Source organism: Streptomyces sp. NPDC048415 (assembly GCF_040651675.1).
Taxonomy (GTDB): Bacteria; Actinomycetota; Actinomycetes; order Streptomycetales; family Streptomycetaceae; genus Streptomyces.
The window spans coordinates 74,955-91,422 of sequence record NZ_JBEZKJ010000010.1; the positions used below are offsets into that span (position 1 = coordinate 74,955).

General features: G+C 71.0%; 15 protein-coding genes. 9 read left to right on the plus strand and 6 right to left on the minus strand.

Features of this window, described 5'->3' with window-relative positions; all coding sequences use genetic code 11:
- The first annotated feature begins 135 nt into the window (after window positions 1-135).
- The 5 genes from sigE to AB0D27_RS10265 all read left to right on the plus strand — a co-directional run bounded on the left by sigE (window position 136) and on the right by AB0D27_RS10265 (window position 6,153).
- Window positions 136-834, plus strand: coding sequence for an RNA polymerase sigma factor SigE (sigE, locus tag AB0D27_RS10245; protein ID WP_362504898.1), 699 nt, complete (start codon window positions 136-138; stop codon window positions 832-834).
- The gene (locus AB0D27_RS10250) at window positions 831-1,805 is read left to right on the plus strand and encodes an anti-sigma factor (RefSeq protein WP_362504901.1); all 975 of its coding nucleotides are present in this window, start codon (window positions 831-833) and stop codon (window positions 1,803-1,805) included. Before sigE ends, AB0D27_RS10250 begins: the two co-directional genes overlap by 4 nt.
- Window positions 1,806-1,943: 138 nt before the next feature.
- Entirely contained in the window at window positions 1,944-4,361 is a 2,418-nt protein-coding gene (locus AB0D27_RS10255; protein WP_362504904.1) for a trypsin-like peptidase domain-containing protein, read from the plus strand.
- Window positions 4,362-4,700: 339 nt separating this feature from the next.
- On the plus strand, window positions 4,701-5,141 hold the full coding sequence (locus tag AB0D27_RS10260) for a sec-independent translocase (RefSeq protein WP_362504907.1): 441 nt from the start codon (window positions 4,701-4,703) through the stop codon (window positions 5,139-5,141).
- A gap of 355 nt (window positions 5,142-5,496) precedes the next feature.
- On the plus strand, window positions 5,497-6,153 hold the full coding sequence (locus AB0D27_RS10265; RefSeq protein ID WP_362504910.1) for a hypothetical protein: 657 nt from the start codon (window positions 5,497-5,499) through the stop codon (window positions 6,151-6,153).
- A gap of 161 nt (window positions 6,154-6,314) precedes the next feature.
- Here AB0D27_RS10265 and AB0D27_RS10270 read toward each other — a convergent pair whose 3' ends face one another.
- The 3 genes from AB0D27_RS10270 to AB0D27_RS10280 are packed head-to-tail and all read right to left on the minus strand — an operon-like array spanning window position 6,315 to window position 9,344.
- Window positions 6,315-7,448, minus strand: coding sequence for an Mrp/NBP35 family ATP-binding protein (locus AB0D27_RS10270; RefSeq protein WP_362504913.1), 1,134 nt, complete (start codon window positions 7,446-7,448; stop codon window positions 6,315-6,317).
- 44 nt (window positions 7,449-7,492) lie between these two features.
- Window positions 7,493-8,077 (minus strand): DUF1003 domain-containing protein, encoded by a 585-nt coding sequence (locus AB0D27_RS10275; RefSeq protein ID WP_362504915.1) that lies wholly within the window; start codon window positions 8,075-8,077, stop codon window positions 7,493-7,495.
- Complete coding sequence (locus AB0D27_RS10280) at window positions 8,067-9,344, minus strand: CBS domain-containing protein (protein ID WP_362504918.1); 1,278 nt, start codon at window positions 9,342-9,344, stop codon at window positions 8,067-8,069. The genes AB0D27_RS10275 and AB0D27_RS10280 overlap by 11 nt, the downstream gene beginning before the upstream one ends.
- A 235-nt stretch (window positions 9,345-9,579) precedes the next feature.
- Here AB0D27_RS10280 and AB0D27_RS10285 point away from each other — a divergent pair, with 235 nt between their 5' ends.
- Entirely contained in the window at window positions 9,580-10,329 is a 750-nt protein-coding gene (locus tag AB0D27_RS10285; protein WP_362504921.1) for a hypothetical protein, read from the plus strand.
- Here the strand turns inward: AB0D27_RS10285 and AB0D27_RS10290 are convergent.
- Both AB0D27_RS10290 and AB0D27_RS10295 read right to left on the minus strand, forming a co-directional pair.
- Window positions 10,326-10,868 (minus strand): hypothetical protein, encoded by a 543-nt coding sequence (locus AB0D27_RS10290; RefSeq protein WP_362504924.1) that lies wholly within the window; start codon window positions 10,866-10,868, stop codon window positions 10,326-10,328. The two genes, AB0D27_RS10285 and AB0D27_RS10290, sit on opposite strands and share 4 nt — an antisense overlap.
- Window positions 10,869-10,893: 25 nt before the next feature.
- Window positions 10,894-12,006 carry a magnesium and cobalt transport protein CorA gene (locus AB0D27_RS10295; protein WP_362504927.1) on the minus strand — a complete coding sequence of 371 codons (1,113 nt, stop codon included), beginning with the start codon at window positions 12,004-12,006 and terminating at the stop codon, window positions 10,894-10,896.
- Between the two features lie 565 nt (window positions 12,007-12,571).
- Between AB0D27_RS10295 and AB0D27_RS10300 the strand changes: the two genes are divergently transcribed.
- The gene (locus AB0D27_RS10300; RefSeq protein WP_362504930.1) at window positions 12,572-13,156 is read left to right on the plus strand and encodes a suppressor of fused domain protein; all 585 of its coding nucleotides are present in this window, start codon (window positions 12,572-12,574) and stop codon (window positions 13,154-13,156) included.
- Window positions 13,157-13,184: 28 nt separating this feature from the next.
- Here AB0D27_RS10300 and AB0D27_RS10305 read toward each other — a convergent pair whose 3' ends face one another.
- A complete protein-coding gene (locus tag AB0D27_RS10305; protein WP_362504933.1) occupies window positions 13,185-14,438 on the minus strand; it encodes an MFS transporter in 1,254 nt (417 codons plus the stop codon).
- Window positions 14,439-14,601: 163 nt separating this feature from the next.
- Between AB0D27_RS10305 and AB0D27_RS10310 the strand changes: the two genes are divergently transcribed.
- Both AB0D27_RS10310 and AB0D27_RS10315 read left to right on the plus strand, forming a co-directional pair.
- Window positions 14,602-15,243, plus strand: coding sequence for a DUF6758 family protein (locus tag AB0D27_RS10310; RefSeq protein WP_362504936.1), 642 nt, complete (start codon window positions 14,602-14,604; stop codon window positions 15,241-15,243).
- A gap of 118 nt (window positions 15,244-15,361) precedes the next feature.
- Window positions 15,362-16,228 carry a PHP domain-containing protein gene (locus AB0D27_RS10315; protein WP_362504938.1) on the plus strand — a complete coding sequence of 289 codons (867 nt, stop codon included), beginning with the start codon at window positions 15,362-15,364 and terminating at the stop codon, window positions 16,226-16,228.
- The last annotated feature ends 240 nt before the right edge of the window (window positions 16,229-16,468 follow it).

Genomic DNA, 16,468 nt, shown 5'->3' on the forward strand with positions numbered 1-16,468 from the left:
CCATATGAGCACGTATCAAATTCTCGTAAAACCGCTTATCCGGAGCTAACGGGCGAGGTGGCTATGGTAGGGGCTCCACTGGACACCACCAGAGCCGACAGGGGAGGTGCGGCTGCGCCTGTGGATCGAGGAGGGGTGCTGCGGCGCCTGCTCAGATCGGCGGGTGAGCCGAAATCCGTGACTGACATCGCTGACAAGTTCCACGCTGCCGCTCCCGCGCAGACCGCGACGTTCACCACCGACGCGGAGTCGCAGGCGTGGACTCCGCCCACCTGGGAGGAGGTCGTCAGCACGCACAGCGGCCGGGTCTACCGTCTCGCCTATCGCCTGACGGGCAACCAGCACGACGCAGAGGACCTCACACAGGAAGTCTTCGTCCGCGTCTTCCGCTCGTTGTCCACGTACACGCCCGGCACCTTCGAGGGCTGGCTGCACCGCATCACGACGAACCTCTTCCTGGACATGGTGCGCCGCAAGCAGCGCATCCGCTTCGACGCCCTCGGCGACGACGCGGCCGAGCGCCTGCCCAGCCGCGAGCCGTCCCCGCAGCAGGTCTTCAACGACGCACACTTCGACGCGGACGTCCAGCAGGCGCTGGACACCCTCGCGCCCGAGTTCCGCGCCGCCGTCGTCCTGTGCGACATCGAAGGACTGTCGTACGAGGAGATCGCCGCGACCCTCGGTGTCAAGCTCGGCACGGTCCGCTCCCGGATCCACCGCGGCCGCTCCCAGCTGCGCAAGGCCCTTGCCCACCGGTCTCCCGAGGCCCGCGCCGAGCGCCGCTCGTTCGTGCCCCGTGTGCCCGTGCTGGGAGGAGGGGGCGCGACCGCGTGAGTGGATCCCGTCCTACGCCCGCTGAGCAGCACCTCGGCGACCGACTCTCCGCCCTGGTGGACGGAGAGCTCGGTCATGAGTCGCGCGAGCGCGTCCTGGCCCACCTTGCCACCTGTGCGAAGTGCAAGGCCGAGGCGGACGCCCAGCGCCGGCTGAAGAACGTATTCGCGAAAGCGGCCCCTCCGCCGCCCTCCGAGAGCTTCCTGGCCCGTCTCCAGGGGCTGCCCGGGGGAGGTGACTCCGACGGCGGTGGCTCGCCGCTCGGCGGGGGAGGATTCGGCGGAAGACTTCCCGGGGCGGACCGGACCTCCGGCGTCGCCGGGATTTTCGGTGTGAGGGGTGAGCCCTTCGGTTACGTCCCCACCGGACCGCACGGCGATGTGCTGCCCGCCTCCTCGGGGCGGGGCTTCCGCATCCATGACGTCAGCCGTCACGAGGCCGAGCGGTCGGCCTCCCGCGGGCTGCGGTTCGCCTTCGCCGCCGCCGGTGCGGTGTCGCTGGCCGCGGTCGCGCTCGGCGGGGTGTCGACCGGCGTGCCGGCTGACACGGCGGACGCGCGCGGGGGTTCCGGCGCCGGAAGCAATGTGACGCCGATGCGTTCGCCCGGCACGGGGGCCTCGACGGCTCCCGAGTCGGGGCGTCGCCGGTCCGTCGGGCCACTGCTCGCGCAGGGGCAGCCGGCGCTGGGTGAGAACCGCGTGGCGCCGACCGAGGCGTCCGCGCCGCTGCTGCCCGGAGTCCCCGCTCCGGCGGACGGCGGCCAGGACGTCATGCACACGCTGACGACACCCGTGGTGGCCGGTGCCGCCGCGATGTCCCCGCTCATACGCCAGCTCACCGATTCCGAGCCGGTCACGCTGACCTCGTGGTCCAGGGCCCCAGACGTCACGACGCCGGGTCTGCTCGCCGCCCCCGCCGCCACCCCGTCCCCGTCTTCCTCCCTGTCCCCCACCTCCCGTACCGTCCGCTGACCCGGCCTCTGCGCAGCGGCCCGTGAACCTGGTTGAATCCAGGGTGGGCCGCGTCCGAGGGAGGGATCCCGGACGCGGAGTCGACAAATCCGCGGTGACCGTAGGCGAGTTGTGCCGCGGGCCCGGTGTGGGGAGAGCATGAACGAGGGGAAGCCCACGAAGCCGAAGTGGTGGAGCCGGCCCCGGCTCCAGGGCGCGGCGCCAGACACCACCACGGATCACCTCCCGGTGGGGGCCGCGGCCGATCCGGGGACGCCGAAGGCGGGTCCCGCTGACGCGGGGCCGTCTCTCGAGGGCCACGACGGCGATCCCGGCGGCGATGACGAGCTGCACCGTCCCGCGCGGAGCGGCGCTCCGCGCGGTGACATCGGCTCCGACACCGACGCGCGCCTCGTCCGTGATGGCGAGGGTGACTTCGAGCTGGGCCGTCCTGGGGGGAGCGGTGACCCGGCGGTTGGCGGCGACGGGCGCCTCGTCCGTGATGGCCAGGGTGACTTCGAGCTGGGCCGTCCCGGTGGGAGCGGCTCCGGCATCGGCGCGTACGTCGAGCGCGATGACCCTGACAGCGACGGTGACTTCGAGCTGGAACGCCCCGCTTCCGTCCAGCGGGAGGCTGAGGCGGACGGTAGCTCTTTCGGCGCGGTCCACCCGGTCACCGGGTCCACGCCTGTTGCCGAGGCGGCGTCTGGCGGGGCTTTGGATGATCGGGTTTCGGTACTCGGCGTGGTCCAGCCGGTGGCTGGTCACGTTCCTGTTGCCGAGGCGGCGTCTGGCGGGGCTTTGGATGATCGGGTTCCGGCACCCGGCGTGGTCCAGCCGGTGACCGGGTCCATGACTGTTGCCGAGGCGGCATCCGGTGCGGCCATGGAGGATCGGGTTCCGGCACCCTCCGCCGACCAGACAGAGCGAGCCAAGCCCTTGCACGACCCCGACCCCTACGGCACCCCGCCCTACGGGCAGCCCGGACCCTGGGCGCCCGCCCCGCCGGTCCAGCACCCGGCGACGACGTCCACACGCGAGGCGCACGCCGCAGCGGGGACACCCGCCTATGAGGCGCACGCCCCGGCGGGGACACCGGCCCAAGGGACGCGCGTCCCGGCCGGGACAGCGGTCCACGAGGCGCACGCCGCGACGGGGGCGCCGGCTCACGGTACGCAGCTCCCGCCGGGCGTACCCGCCCACGCCCCCTCCGCGCCCCTGACGTCCGCCGACCCCGGCACGGCTTCGGCGCACGCTCGCGCCCCCGTTCCCCCCGCTCAAGACGACCAGATACCCCCGGCCCCGCCCGGCGGCAGCCCCGCCCCGGCCCCGTACGCGGGAGGCGCCCACAACGCCCCCGTACCGAACCCACGGGCCGCCACCCCCTGGCAGAACTACGACCCCTGGGCCGCCCCCGGCCCGCTCCAGCAGAACGGCGCCGCCGTGGTGAGCGTCGTCCAGCGGCGCAAGCGGGCGAAGAAGACGCTGGTGCTCGGGGCTGTGGTGCTCGCGCTTGTCTCCGGGGGCCTGGGCGGTGCTGTGGGGGCGTATCTGCAACGAAACGGGGGGATGGGGGACGTCGAGCTGCCGCAGGCGGCGAAGGAGGCGCCGGGGCGGGCTCCGGCCAGCGTGGCCGGGATCGCCGCGCACGCGCTGCCCAGCGTCGTCACCCTGCACGTGCGCGGCTCGGGAGAGGAGGGCACAGGTACCGGCTTCGTGCTCGACCGCCAGGGCCACATCCTCACCAACAACCATGTGATCGAACCGGCCGGCAGCGGCGGCGAGATATCCGTGACGTTCAGCGGCGGCCAGAGCGCCGACGCCGAGGTCGTCGGGCACGACAGCGGGTACGACCTCGCCGTGGTCAAGGTCTCCGGCGTCAGCGGGCTCGACCCCATGCCGCTCGGCAACTCCGACAACGTCCAGGTCGGCGACCCCGTCGTCGCCATCGGCGCGCCCTTCGACCTGGCCAACACGGTCACCTCCGGCATCATCAGCGCCAAGGAGCGACCCATCACGGCGGGCGGGGACAAGGGCGACGGAAGCGACGTCTCCTACGTCGACGCCCTGCAGACCGACGCGCCCATCAACCCCGGCAACTCCGGCGGCCCCCTCCTCGACTCCAAGGCCCGCGTCATCGGCGTCAACAGCGCCATCCGTTCCGCCGACAGCGGCTCGGACCTGGAGAGTGGTCAGGCCGGTTCCATCGGGCTCGGCTTCGCCATTCCCATCAACCAGGGCAAGCGCGTCGCCGAGGAGCTCATCAACACCGGCAAGGCCACCCACCCCGTGATCGGTGTCACGCTCGACATGAACTACACGGGCGACGGCGCCCGCGTCGGCACGAAGAGCAACGGCGGCGGTCCCCCGGTCACCGCGGGCGGCCCCGGCGCCGAAGCGGGCGTCAAGGCGGGCGACATCATCACCGAGGTCGACGGCCGGCGTGTCCACTCCGGCGAGGAACTCATCGTGAAGACCCGCGCCCACCGCCCCGGCGACCGCCTTCGGCTGACCCTCACGCGGGGCGGCACGGAGAAGAAGGTCATCCTGGTCCTCGGCTCCGCCGACGGCGACTGAGGCCGCCGACCGGGACCGAGCCCGTCGACCGACCGGGACCGAGCCCGTCGACCGACCGGGACCGAGCCAGCCTGTCGGCCGACCGAGAGCGAGCCAGCCTGTCGGCCGACCGAGAGCGAGCCTGTCGACAGCACCCGGCGGCGACTGGCATGAACTTCACAGCTGGGCGCAATGTGCCAGCTCCGCACGGCAAACATCGCGGAAAACCGGCCGTGTACATGAACTCGCAAGCCCCGGGACAGTTCCGGACGGACAGGATGGACGGGTACCGTGGACCCGGCCCGGACCACGGACGACCTGCCGAGGGCCGAGGACCGCGGACATCGCAAGGAGCATCAGGTGTTCAATGACATAGGACCGCTGGAGCTGGTGACGCTCGTCGTCCTTGCCGTGCTCGTCTTCGGTCCGGAGAAGCTCCCGAAGATGATCCAGGACGTCACGCGCACCATTCGTAAGATCCGTGAGTTCTCGGAGAGCGCCAAGGCGGACATTCGCGAGGAACTCGGCCCGGAGTTCAAGGACTTCGAGTTCGAGGACCTCAACCCCAAGACGTTCATCCGCAAGCAGCTGGACAACGACGAGCTGGGCCTCAAGGAGATCCGTAACGGATTCGACGTGAAGAAGGAGATGGCCGAGGTCACGGACGCGGTTCACAGCCGCGAGTCCGACACCTCGTCGTCCTCCTCCACCGGCGGGTCCGGCGGGTCCGTCGACATGACGAAGAAGCGCGAGAAGCTCGACCCGGACGAGCGCCCGCCCTACGATGCCGACGCCACCTGAGCGGTAGGCCCCCGTATGGCGTGGCGGACGTCCACCTGAGCGGTAGGCCGCACGGTGGCGTGGCGGACGTCCACCTGAGCGGTAGCCCCCGGTATCCCGTGGCGGACGTCCACCTGAGCCGTTGGCCCCGGTATGCCGTGGCGGACGTCACCTGATCCGTCCCGACGCCCGCGTACCCGCACTTCAGACGTACGCCGCGCGGCCTGAATCCGGCGCGCGCACGACCCACGCGCCGGGCGGTTTCCCTGCTGCTCGGAGTGGTGTGGCTATGCTGCCCAGTTGTTGTGCGGACCGATAAGGACGCCCGAGGGGGGCGGGCCGCCCGGTTCGACGAGAGCTAGGAGGCGTCCGGCAGATGGAGACGACAAGTCGGGTAGGCGCGCAGGCGCCGGCCGCGGAGGGCGGACGACAGGTCCCCTCCGCCCGGGGCACGGTCGACGGCTACCTGCTGGCGCCCTTCCCGTGGTACGGCCTCGACGAGGCCTTCACGGGACCGCGCTGGCTGATGCAGGTCGGTACCTCGGCGGACGGTGCCGTCGAGCACGGTTCGATCGGACACGGCGACGAACCGACGGTGCGCAGTGAGTCGACCGAGGACAAGGAGCGGTTCGCGGTCGTGGTCACCGTCGCCGCCAGCCCCGTACGCCGCAGCGCGGACGGCACGGGGCTCCTGGAGGCCACCTCGGTGTCCTCCGCGGCCTGGCTGGCCGGTGTGGGGCTGCTGTCCTTCACCTGGCCCGGCCAGATGGACCACACCCTGCGCGACGACTGGCTGGACCAGCAGACCGAGACCGCGTGGGTGCTGGCCGACGATCTGGACGGCCCCGACTGGTCCACGCTGTCCCTTCCCGTGGACGGCGTGCCCACGTCCTTCCACTACCGCGAGTCCGAGTTCGGCTGGGTTCTCGCCGGGTCCACCCAGGAGGGCGTCCACGTGGGCGCGTACGGGCGGGGGATGAGTGCGTATGGGCTGGGGTTCGCCATGATCAAGGACATCGGCGCGTACGCCTAGCCGGCGGGGTGTACGGGGAAGGGGGCGCCGTCTTGCTCGACGGCGCCCCCTTCCCCGTATGGGATCCGGGGTGTTGCGGACCGCTTGTGGCTGCGGGGCCGCTGTGGTTGCTCGCGCAGTTCCCCGCGCCCCTGACGGGCACGGGGAACTGCCCCAGGAATCTAGAACTTGTTGCGCGGGGTGATGCCGAGGGACATCCCGGACAGGCCCCGTGCGCGGCCGCCCAGCTTGCCCGCGATGGCGCGGAGGGCCGAGCCTGCCGGGGAGTCCGGGTCGGTGAGGACGACCGGCTTGCCCTCGTCGCCGCCCTCGCGGAGGCGGACGTCGATGGGGATGGAGCCGAGGACCGGGACGGTGGCGCCCGTCGTGCGGGTCAGGCCGTCGGCGACCGTCTGGCCGCCGCCCGTGCCGAAGATGTCGACCATCTCGCCGCAGTGCGGGCAGGGAAGACCCGACATGTTCTCCACCACGCCGACGATCTTCTGGTGGGTCTGGACCGCGATCGAGCCCGCGCGCTCGGCGACCTCCGCCGCTGCCTGCTGTGGGGTGGTGACCACCAGGATCTCCGCGTTCGGGACCAGCTGCGCCACCGAGATCGCGATGTCGCCCGTGCCGGGGGGCAAATCAAGCAGCAAGACATCCAGGTCGCCCCAGAACACGTCCGCCAGGAACTGCTGGAGGGCGCGGTGGAGCATCGGGCCACGCCAGACCACCGGCGCGTTGCCCGGGGTGAACATGCCGATCGAGATGACCTTCACGCCGTTCGCGGACGGCGGCATGATCATGTTCTCGACCTGGGTCGGACGGCCGTCCGCGCCGAGCATGCGGGGCACCGAGTGGCCGTAGATGTCGGCGTCGACGACACCGACCTTGAGGCCGTCGGCCGCCATCGCCGCCGCCAGGTTCACCGTCACCGATGATTTGCCGACGCCGCCCTTGCCGGAGGCGACCGCATATACCCGGGTCAGGGAGCCCGGCTTGGCGAAGGGGATCTCGCGCTCGGCCTGGCCGCCGCGCAGTGCGGACGCCAGTTCCTTGCGCTGCTCGTCGCTCATCACGTCCAGGGTCACGTCGACGCGGGTGACGCCCTCGACTGCCGAGACCGCCTCCGTCACGTTCTTCGTGATGGTCTCGCGCATCGGGCAGCCGGAGACGGTGAGATACACGGTGACCGCGACCGCGCCATCCGCACCGATCTCCACCGATTTGACCATCCCCAGCTCGGTGATGGGTCGCTGGATCTCGGGGTCGTTCACCGTCGCCAGTGCTTCGCGCACCGCGTCATCCGTAGCCATAAGGACGATGGTACGGCGACAGGCCGGGGGGCCGGAAAGCCCCGTCACCGGTCGTCTACGTCACGTCCGTGCGATCGTTCCGCCGGGAATACGACATGGCCGCCGACGCGCCGCTCCTCCAGCTCCTTGATCACGTCCTGAAGTTCGGAGCGGATCCAGTCCCGGGTGGCGACCTCGCCGAGGCCCATGCGCAGCGAGGCGATCTCCCGGGTGAGGTACTCGGTGTCCGCGATGGACCGCTCGTTCTGCTTGCGGTCCTGTTCGAGGTTGACCCGGTCGCGGTCGTCCTGCCGGTTCTGCGCGAGCAGGATCAGCGGGGCGGCATAGGAGGCCTGCAGCGACAGCATCAGGGTCAGGAAGATGAAGGGATAGCTGTCCCAGCGCAGGTCACGCGGCGCGAAGACGTTCCACAGCACCCACGCGATGATGACGACCGTCATCCAGACGATGAACCGCCCGGTGCCCAGGAACCGCGCGATCCGCTCCGACAGCCGTCCGAACGCCTCCGGGTCCCACTCGGGCACCAGTCGCCGCCGCGGCGGCATCGGCTGGTCGAGCCGGGTGCGCGGCCGGGAGGTGGCGGTGGCCCCGGAGGCCACCCGATCGCGGCTCTCGCGCTCAGGTGCCATGGGGCGCCCCCTCTTCGAGGTGGAACTCCGTCTCGCGCCAGTCCTCGGGCAGCATGTGATCCAGTACGTCGTCCACGGTGACCGCGCCGAGCAGGGAGCCGCTCTCGTCGACGACGGGCGCCGCGACCATGTCGTACGTCGCGAAGAACCCGGCCACGACGGGCAGTGGGGCCTCCGGGTCCAGCGGCTGGAGGTCGTCGTCGACGAGCGAGCCGACCAGTGTGAAGGGCGGGTCGCGAAGCAGGCGCTGGAAGTGCACCGCGCCGAGGTACTTGCCGGTCGGTGTCTCGTCCGGCGGGCGGCAGACGTACACCTGGGCGGCGAGCGCGGGGGAGAGGTCCGGGTTGCGGACCCGGGCGAGCGCGTCGGCGACCGTGGCGTCGGGCCGCAGCACGATGGGCTCCGTCGTCATCAGACCGCCCGCGGTCCGCTCCGCGTACGCCATCAGCCGCCGCACGTCCGCCGCGTCGCTGGGCCGCATCAGCCTCAGCAGCCGCTCCACGTCCTCGGCGGGCAGTTCGGCGAGCAGGTCGGCCGCGTCATCCGGGTCCATCGCCTCCAGGACGTCGGCCGCGCGCTCCTCCTTGAGCTTGCCGAGGATCTCGATCTGGTCGTCCTCGGGAAGCTCTTCGAGGACGTCGGCGAGGCGGTCGTCGTCCAGCGCGGCGGCCACCTCCCCGCGCCGTTTCGGTGACAGGTGGTGCAGGACGTTCGCGAGGTCGGCCGGGCGCAGCTGCTCGAAGGTGGCGAGCAGGCTCTCGGCGCCCTGTCCGTGCTCCTCCAGGGAGAACCCGGTGACGGCGGACCACTCGACGGTCAGCGTCTCGCCCTTGGTGCGCCGGAAGGCCCCGCTGCGGCCCTTGCGCACGAAGACGCGGTCGATCTCCCAGTCCCGCCGGGCCGGCAGTTGCTGGATCGACACGTCGAGCACGGTCACCTCCTCGCCGGTCTCCCCGAGGCGTACGCGCCGGTCGAGCAGCTCGCCGAAGACGAGCCGTTCGGTGGGCCGTTGTTCGAAGCGCCGCACGTTGAGGACGCCGGTGGTGATGACCTGGCCGGACTCGATGCCCGTCACCCGGGTCATGGGCAGGAAGATACGGCGGCGGGTGGACAGTTCGACGACGAGGCCGAGCAGCCGGGGCGGCCGCCGTCCGACGCGGAGCATGGCGACGAGATCCCGCACGCGGCCCACCTGATCGCCGTTCGGATCGAAGACGGCGACACCTGCGAGATGCGAGACGAAGATCCGCGGGGCGCCTGCGGCCATGCCCGCGCCTCCTTCTTTTTCTCTCCCTACGACTGCGACTCCGTACGACTGCCACTGTCGGGAGTCCGTACGCGCGTTCTGTCCTGCCCTGTCCGCTCAGGTGGGCTTCAGGCTAGCCCGTCCCGGTCGGATACGCCCTGGTGGGCGGTCCGGACGGACTGCCTCCGGCGGGCGCCCGCGGCACCGGTACGCTGCCGTACGCCGCCCGGACCTCCGCACGAAAGGCGCCCCAGCTGTGACTGCAATTCCCCAGGGCCGTACTCGCAGGGCCGCACTGGTGAGCGCGATGTGCGTACTGGTCGTGACGGGGACGGGTCTGACGGGGTGCGGCAGTGAGGATCCGGACGCGGGCACGAACGGGGTGGGCAAGCTGCCCGCCGCCACGATCCAGGCGAAGACGAGGAAGGCGGCCGGGGCCGCGGACACCGTACGGCTCTCCGGAACCGTCGTGTCCAACGGGACCACGTACACGCTCGACATGCGCCTGAAGTCCGACGGCGGCACCGGCTCGGTCACCTCCAAGGGGGCGACCTTCCGGCTGCTGCGGGTCGGCGATCACCTCTTCCTGAAGGCCGACGCCGAGTTCTGGAGCCAGCAGGGCGGCAAGGCCTCGGGCGACACGTCCGCGGCCAGGAAGCTCGACGGCATGTATGTGAAGGTCCCGGCCGGCGACCCCGCCTACAAGCGCTTCAGCGGCTTCACCGACAAGGACGTCCTCCTCGACGGGCTGCTCACCCTGCACGGCACCCTCGCCACCGACGGCCACCACGAGCAGTCCGGCGTCCGCACCATCCGCATCACCGGCGACAAGGGTTCCGGCGGCTCCCTCGACGTCTCCCTGAAGGGGACCCCGTACCCGCTCAGCCTGGTCCGCGCGGGCAATGCCGGCACCCTCCGCCTGACCGACTGGGGCAAGGACTTCGCCCTGGAGGAACCCTCCAAGAAGGAAACGGTGGACTACGGGCAGCAACTGCCCACGTCCTAGCGGCGCTTGCGCCTCTTCAGCAGGAGGCGGGGCAGGGCCGCCGGGATCGGCCGGCGGGTGGTCGCCGGGGTCGGCAGCGGCGGCTGGGCGAGAGAGCCGTCGGGCAGCTCGGCGGTGGTGCCGGACGGCTCCAGGCGCAGCACCCGGCACTCGCGGGCCCAGCGCTGCGGCATGGCCTCACCGTCGGGGGCGTTCAGCCGCTTGCCCTTGAGCTCGCCGACGGCCGCCTCCCACTCCGGGGAGGTGGGGGTCAGCTCGACGACCTTCGCGGACCAGGAGATCAGGCGTCCGCCCTTGTCCTTGCTGCGTACGGTGACGACCGCGTCGCCTCCGTCGGCCAGGCCCGGCAGCGGCTGCTCGCCCGGCCCGTCGCCGACCAGACAGGCCGCGCCGTCGTGCCACACGTGCCACAGGGCGCGGGAGGGCGCCCCGTGTCCAGGGGCGTCGAGCGCCGGCACGCCGCCGCCCCGCACCCAGATCAGCCCGGACTTCTTGGTGGCCTCCTCGACGAGGGCCTGGTCGAGCAGCTCTTCGGTCATGGGGCCAAGACTATCCAGCTCGCTTCTACAGCCAGCCGTTGCGCTTCAGGGTGCGGTGGATGCCGAGGCAGAGGACGACCGTGATGCCCATGATCACCGGGTATCCGTATCGCCAGTGCAGCTCGGGCATATGCTTGAAGTTCATGCCGTACACGCCACAGACCATCGTCGGTACGGCGATGATCGCGGCCCAGGACGTGATCTTGCGCATGTCCTCGTTCTGCGCGACGGAGGCCTGGGCCAGGTTGGCCTGGAGGATCGAGTTGAGCAGCTCGTCGAAGCCGAGGACCTGCTCCTGCACCCGGGCGAGGTGGTCGGCGACGTCCCGGAAGTACTTCTGGATGTCGGGGTCGATCAGCCGCATGGGCCGCTCGCTCAGCAGCTGCATGGGGCGCAGCAGCGGCGACACCGCGCGCTTGAACTCCAGTACCTCGCGCTTGAGTTGGTAGATCTGCCCGGCGTCCGTACCGCGCGGAGTGCCCTTGCGGCCCGGCGAGAACACCTCGGTCTCGACCTCGTCGATGTCGTCCTGCACGGCGTCCGCGACCGCGATGTAGCCGTCGACGACATGGTCGGCGATCGCGTGCAGCACGGCGGAGGGCCCCTTGGAGAGCAGCTCGGGGTCGTCCTGGAGGCGGTGCCGCAGTGCCCGCAGCGAGCCCTGGCCGCCGTGCCGGACGGTGATGAAGAAGTCCCGTCCGGTGAAGCACATGACCTCGCCGGTCTCGACGATCTCGCTGGTGGCCGTCAGCCGGTCGTGCTCGACGTAGTGGATGGTCTTGAAGACGGTGAAGAGGGAATCGTCGTAGCGCTCCAGCTTGGGGCGCTGGTGGGCCTGGACGGCGTCCTCGACGGCCAGCGGGTGCAGCCCGAACTCGCGGGCGATACCGGCGAATTCGGCCTCGGTCGGCTCGTGCAGGCCGATCCACACGAAGCCACCGTCGCGGTGCACCTGGCGCATCGCCTCGTGCGGGGTGAGCGGTTCGCGGGTCTCGACACGGGCACCGTCGCGGTAGACGGCGCAGTCGACCACGGCGGACGGGGTGCCGGGGTCGCGGGTGGTGTCGTACGAGCCGCTGTCCTTGCGCAGCGAGGGGCGGGGACGGACCGCGGCACGCAGGTCACGGATCATCGACATGGCAGGCTCCTTTTCGCAACGGAGGCCGCCGACGACGGTTGAAACTACCCGGAATGGGGACGTCCTGACTGCGGATGTTTGGCACGTCCACAAAGCGGGGAGCACCGCACCGTCGCGGTGGCAGCTTCGCTACTGATTCAGATCAGACAGATCAGGCGGAAACGAAGCGCTCTTCCGTGGTGCACCGGGCAACGCTGACACATATGCACACGTTTGCGGGAGGCAGCAGCCAGCAGAGCTGGAAACCCAGCGGAACCAGCTACGGAACTCAGCGACCGGAAGAGCGGGTGGTACTGCACGGTCGACTTCGATCCATTGCAGCCCCACCTCCTCCGGTCGGTCCCCCGTGAGGGACGAGCCATCCCCCGAAGGGGAGTCCAACTCCCTCCATAGGGGAGCCGGATCAGTCTCAGTGCGTCGGAACTCGAGAGCGACGCTTCTGCGTGCTGCCCCGACCAGCGGCCAAGACTATCAGCGCACCGAAGCGTCAAGGCGCCGCTTTGCCCGTTGTTGACTGCGGGGTCCGGCGCGCTCCCCGGGAATTGACGCGGCCTATGCTCGGCGCATGGCTGATGTTCTTCCTCTGGTCGAGGCGAGGTTGCGTTCCGTGCTGGGCGAACCCGACGCGCGGGCCGCGGTCACCTTCCTCGGCACCGACCGCATCGAAGTGCTGCGCTTCACCGAGGGCGACATCGTCCGCTACGCGACGCTCGGCATGTCCGCCCAGCCGATGGCGGACCCGACGGCGGTCCTCGCCGACCAGGTCAAGGGCCCGCGCGCCGAGCTGATCCTCTCGGTGCGCCCGGCCGGCGCCGACACCGACAAGGTGCTCCGCCCGCTCGCCGTGCTCGCCGCCTCCCCGCAGGTCGAGGGGCTGGTCGTGGCCCCCGGCGCCTCGCTCGACGTGGGGGAGCCCCTGTGGCCCGGCGCGCCGTTCAGCTCGGTCCTGGTCGCGGAGTCCGGTGGCCTGGTGGAGGACCTGGAACTGGACGCGCCCGCCGATCCCGTACGGTTCCTGCCGCTGCTCCCGATGACGCCGAACGAGGCCGCGTGGAAGCGCGTGCACGGCGCGGGCGCCCTCCAGGAGCGCTGGCTGAACGGCGGAACGGACCTGCGCGATCCGCTGCGCAAGTCCGTTCCTCTCGACTGAGGCCGGGTCATTCCCCGGCTGCAAACAGTCAGTTGGCGAAAACGGCGACACTGTCCTCGGTGGCGTGCTTCGGCTGAAGCTCCTCGGCTTCGTGCGTGAGTGCGTTGCGCCGTACGAACACCACCAGGGCGCCCAGTGCCGCCGTGACCGCCGCGACCACGAACGGGATGTGGATGTCGCTCCACTCCTCGATCTTCGGCGCGAAGTACGGGGCGGCCGCGGCGGCGAACCACCGCACGAAGTTGTAGCCCGCGCTCGCCACCGGCCGCGGCGCGTCCGACACGCCCAGCGCCAGCTCGGTGTAGACCGTGTTGTTCACGCCGATGAAGGCGCCGGACAGGATCGTGCAGACCACGGCGGTGGTGTGGTCGCCGTAGCCGAGGACGAGCACGTCGACGGCGAGCAGCACCAGTGAGCCGCCCAGCACCTTCAACGAGCCGAAGCGCGCCTGCATGCGTGGGGCCACGACGACCGAGAAGACGGCGAGGAGCACGCCCCAGCAGAAGAACACCGCGCCTGACTTGTACGGGGTCATGTTCAGCACGAACGGAGTGAAGGCCAGCACGGTGAAGAACGTGTAGTTGTAGAAGAACGCCGAGACGGCCGCGGAGGCGAGACCGCCGTGGCCGAGCGCCTTGATCGGGTCGAGCAGGGACGTCTTGCGCGCGGGCTTCGGCTGCTCCTTGAGGAACGCCGTGATGCACAGGAAGCCGACGGCCATCAGGAACGCGGTGCCGAAGAAGGGGTAGCGCCAGCTGGCGTTGCCGAGCAGTGCGCCCAGCAGGGGTCCGCAGGCCATGCCGAGGCCGAGCGCGGACTCGTACAGCAGGATGGCCGCGGCGCTGCCGCCGGCCGCCGCGCCGACGATGACGGCGAGGGCCGTGGAGACGAACAGGGCGTTGCCCAGGCCCCAGCCGGCCCGGAACCCGACCAGTTCGCCGACCGATCCGGACGTGCCGGCGAGGCCCGCGAAGACCACGACGAGCGCGAGGCCGAGCAGCAGGGTCTTCTTGCCGCCGATGCGGCTGGAGACGAAGCCGGTCACCAGCATCGCGACGGCGGTGATCAGGAAGTACGAGGTGAACAGGAGTGACACCTGGCTCGGCGTGGCGTCCAGGCCCTTGGCGATGGACGGCAGGATCGGGTCGACGAGCCCGATGCCCATGAAGGCGACGACCGACGCCCCCGCGGTCGCCCAGACGGCCTTCGGCTGGCGCAGGATGCCGCCCGCGCCCGCGTCGAGTGTGTCCCCTTCGGCGGGGCCTCCCGTGCTGCTGATCATGCCCGCTCCCTCACTGCGTACCGACTGATCGTTGTCGTATGCACATAATAAGTTAGTCGGGCTAACTAGTGCAAGATACACCTAATTTTTCGACGTGACAGGCACACGCCGGACGGGTGATCGTCCTTGACGCGGCGCAGGACGGGGAGGACCGTTGGGCCCTATGAGGGGCGAACCCAGTTGCCCGAAGTGTGGTGGCCGGGTCAGGGCTCCCGGCCTCTTTGCCGACTCCTGGCAGTGCGATGTGCACGGCACCGTGCATCCGCTGCAGCCCGTGATCCCGCCCAGCGTCGAGGCCCTCGGCGTGGTCGTGCACCACGCCCGGGTACCGGTGTGGATGCCCTGGCCGCTGCCGGTCGGCTGGCTGTTCACCGGTGCGACCTTCGCCGGTGACGACCGCAGCGGGGGCCGGGCGACCGCCGTCGCCTGCTCGGGTCCCGGGCCGCTCGGCGGCATCGGGGAGCTGCTGCTCGTCGCGGAGGAACTCGGCGTCGGCCTCGGCGCCCGGTACGCGGGCATCGACGGGCCCGATCCCGGCCCCTACATGAGCGTCGAGAAACCACCCCAGGCGAAAGTCCTCGCGGCGGGGCGGCCGACCCCGCTGTGGCACGTGTCAGGCGCCCCCGACGACCGCGCCGTCTTCGCGGGCGAGGCGCGCGGCCTGTGGCTGTGGGCCGTCGTGTGGCCCGAGCAGTCCGGGCTGCTGATGTACGACGAGCTGGTGCTGACGGATCTGCGGGACGCGGGCGCGGAGATGGATCTGCTGCCGTGCGGGGCGCTGTCGCCGAGGATTCTCGAGTCGTAGCGGGCCGTCGAGAGCTTGTAGGGGGCACTCGGCGGTTGAGGGTGTGACCGGGGGAGCTCGGGATTCCCGTTATCCTTGGGTGTCCCCTTCCGCCCCGTCACCGCCTGGAGTCCGCGTAGTGCGCATCGATCTGCACACCCACTCCACCGCATCCGACGGTACGGACACCCCCGCCGAGCTGGTACGGAACGCTGCCGCCGCCGGTCTGGACGTCCTCGCGCTGACCGACCACGACAGCACGCGCGGGTACGCCGAGGCGATCGCCGCGCTGCCCGAGGGGCTCACCCTCGTCACCGGCGCCGAGCTCTCCTGCCGTATCGACGGCATCAGCATGCACATGCTGGCCTACCTCTTCGACCCCGAGGAGCCCGAGCTGCTCGCCGAGCGCGAGCTGGTGCGGGACGACCGGGTGCCGCGCGCCCAGGGCATGATCGCCAAGCTCCAGGAGCTCGGCGTGCCGATCACCTGGGAGCAGGTGGCGCGCATCGCGGGCGACGGATCCGTGGGCCGACCGCACGTCGCGTCCGCGCTGGTCGAGCTGGGCGTCGTGGACAGCGTCTCCGACGCCTTCACGGAGCAGTGGCTGGCCGATGGCGGCCGCGCCTACGTCCCCAAGCACGAGACCGACCCGTACGAGGCGATCCGGCTGGTCAAGGGAGCGGGCGGCGTCACGGTCTTCGCGCACCCGGCCGCCGCCAAGCGGGGCCGCACGGTCCCGGAGTCCGCGATAGCGGAACTCACCGCCGCAGGGCTCGACGGCATAGAGGTCGACCACATGGACCACGAACCGGCGACCCGGGCGCGGCTGCGAGGGCTCGCGGCCGACCTGGGACTGCTGGTCACGGGGTCCTCGGACTATCACGGCAGCCGCAAGACCTGCGTACTCGGGGAGTTCACGACCGACCCCGAGGTGTACGGCGAGATCATCCGGCGAGCCACAGGGGCGTTCCCCGTACCGGGGACCGGCGGAGTCCTGGACGCCTAGTGCTCCTCCGGCGGCTCGGGCCGGCTTCCCCGGAAGCGGCGCCTGACAGGCACGGCTGAGCGGGTCCGACAGGCGCGGGCGAGCGGGTCCGATACCGGTGAGCCGGGTCTGATGTGCGAGCCGGACCCCGCGCTCCCGACCTGGTCCACCGGACAGCCCCGGCGTCCTGGCCTCCTTCGCCCCCCCGCACGGCGCCCGCACAGGAGCCGTGCCCCGCGTTCCGCCTTCCGCGGCCGTCTG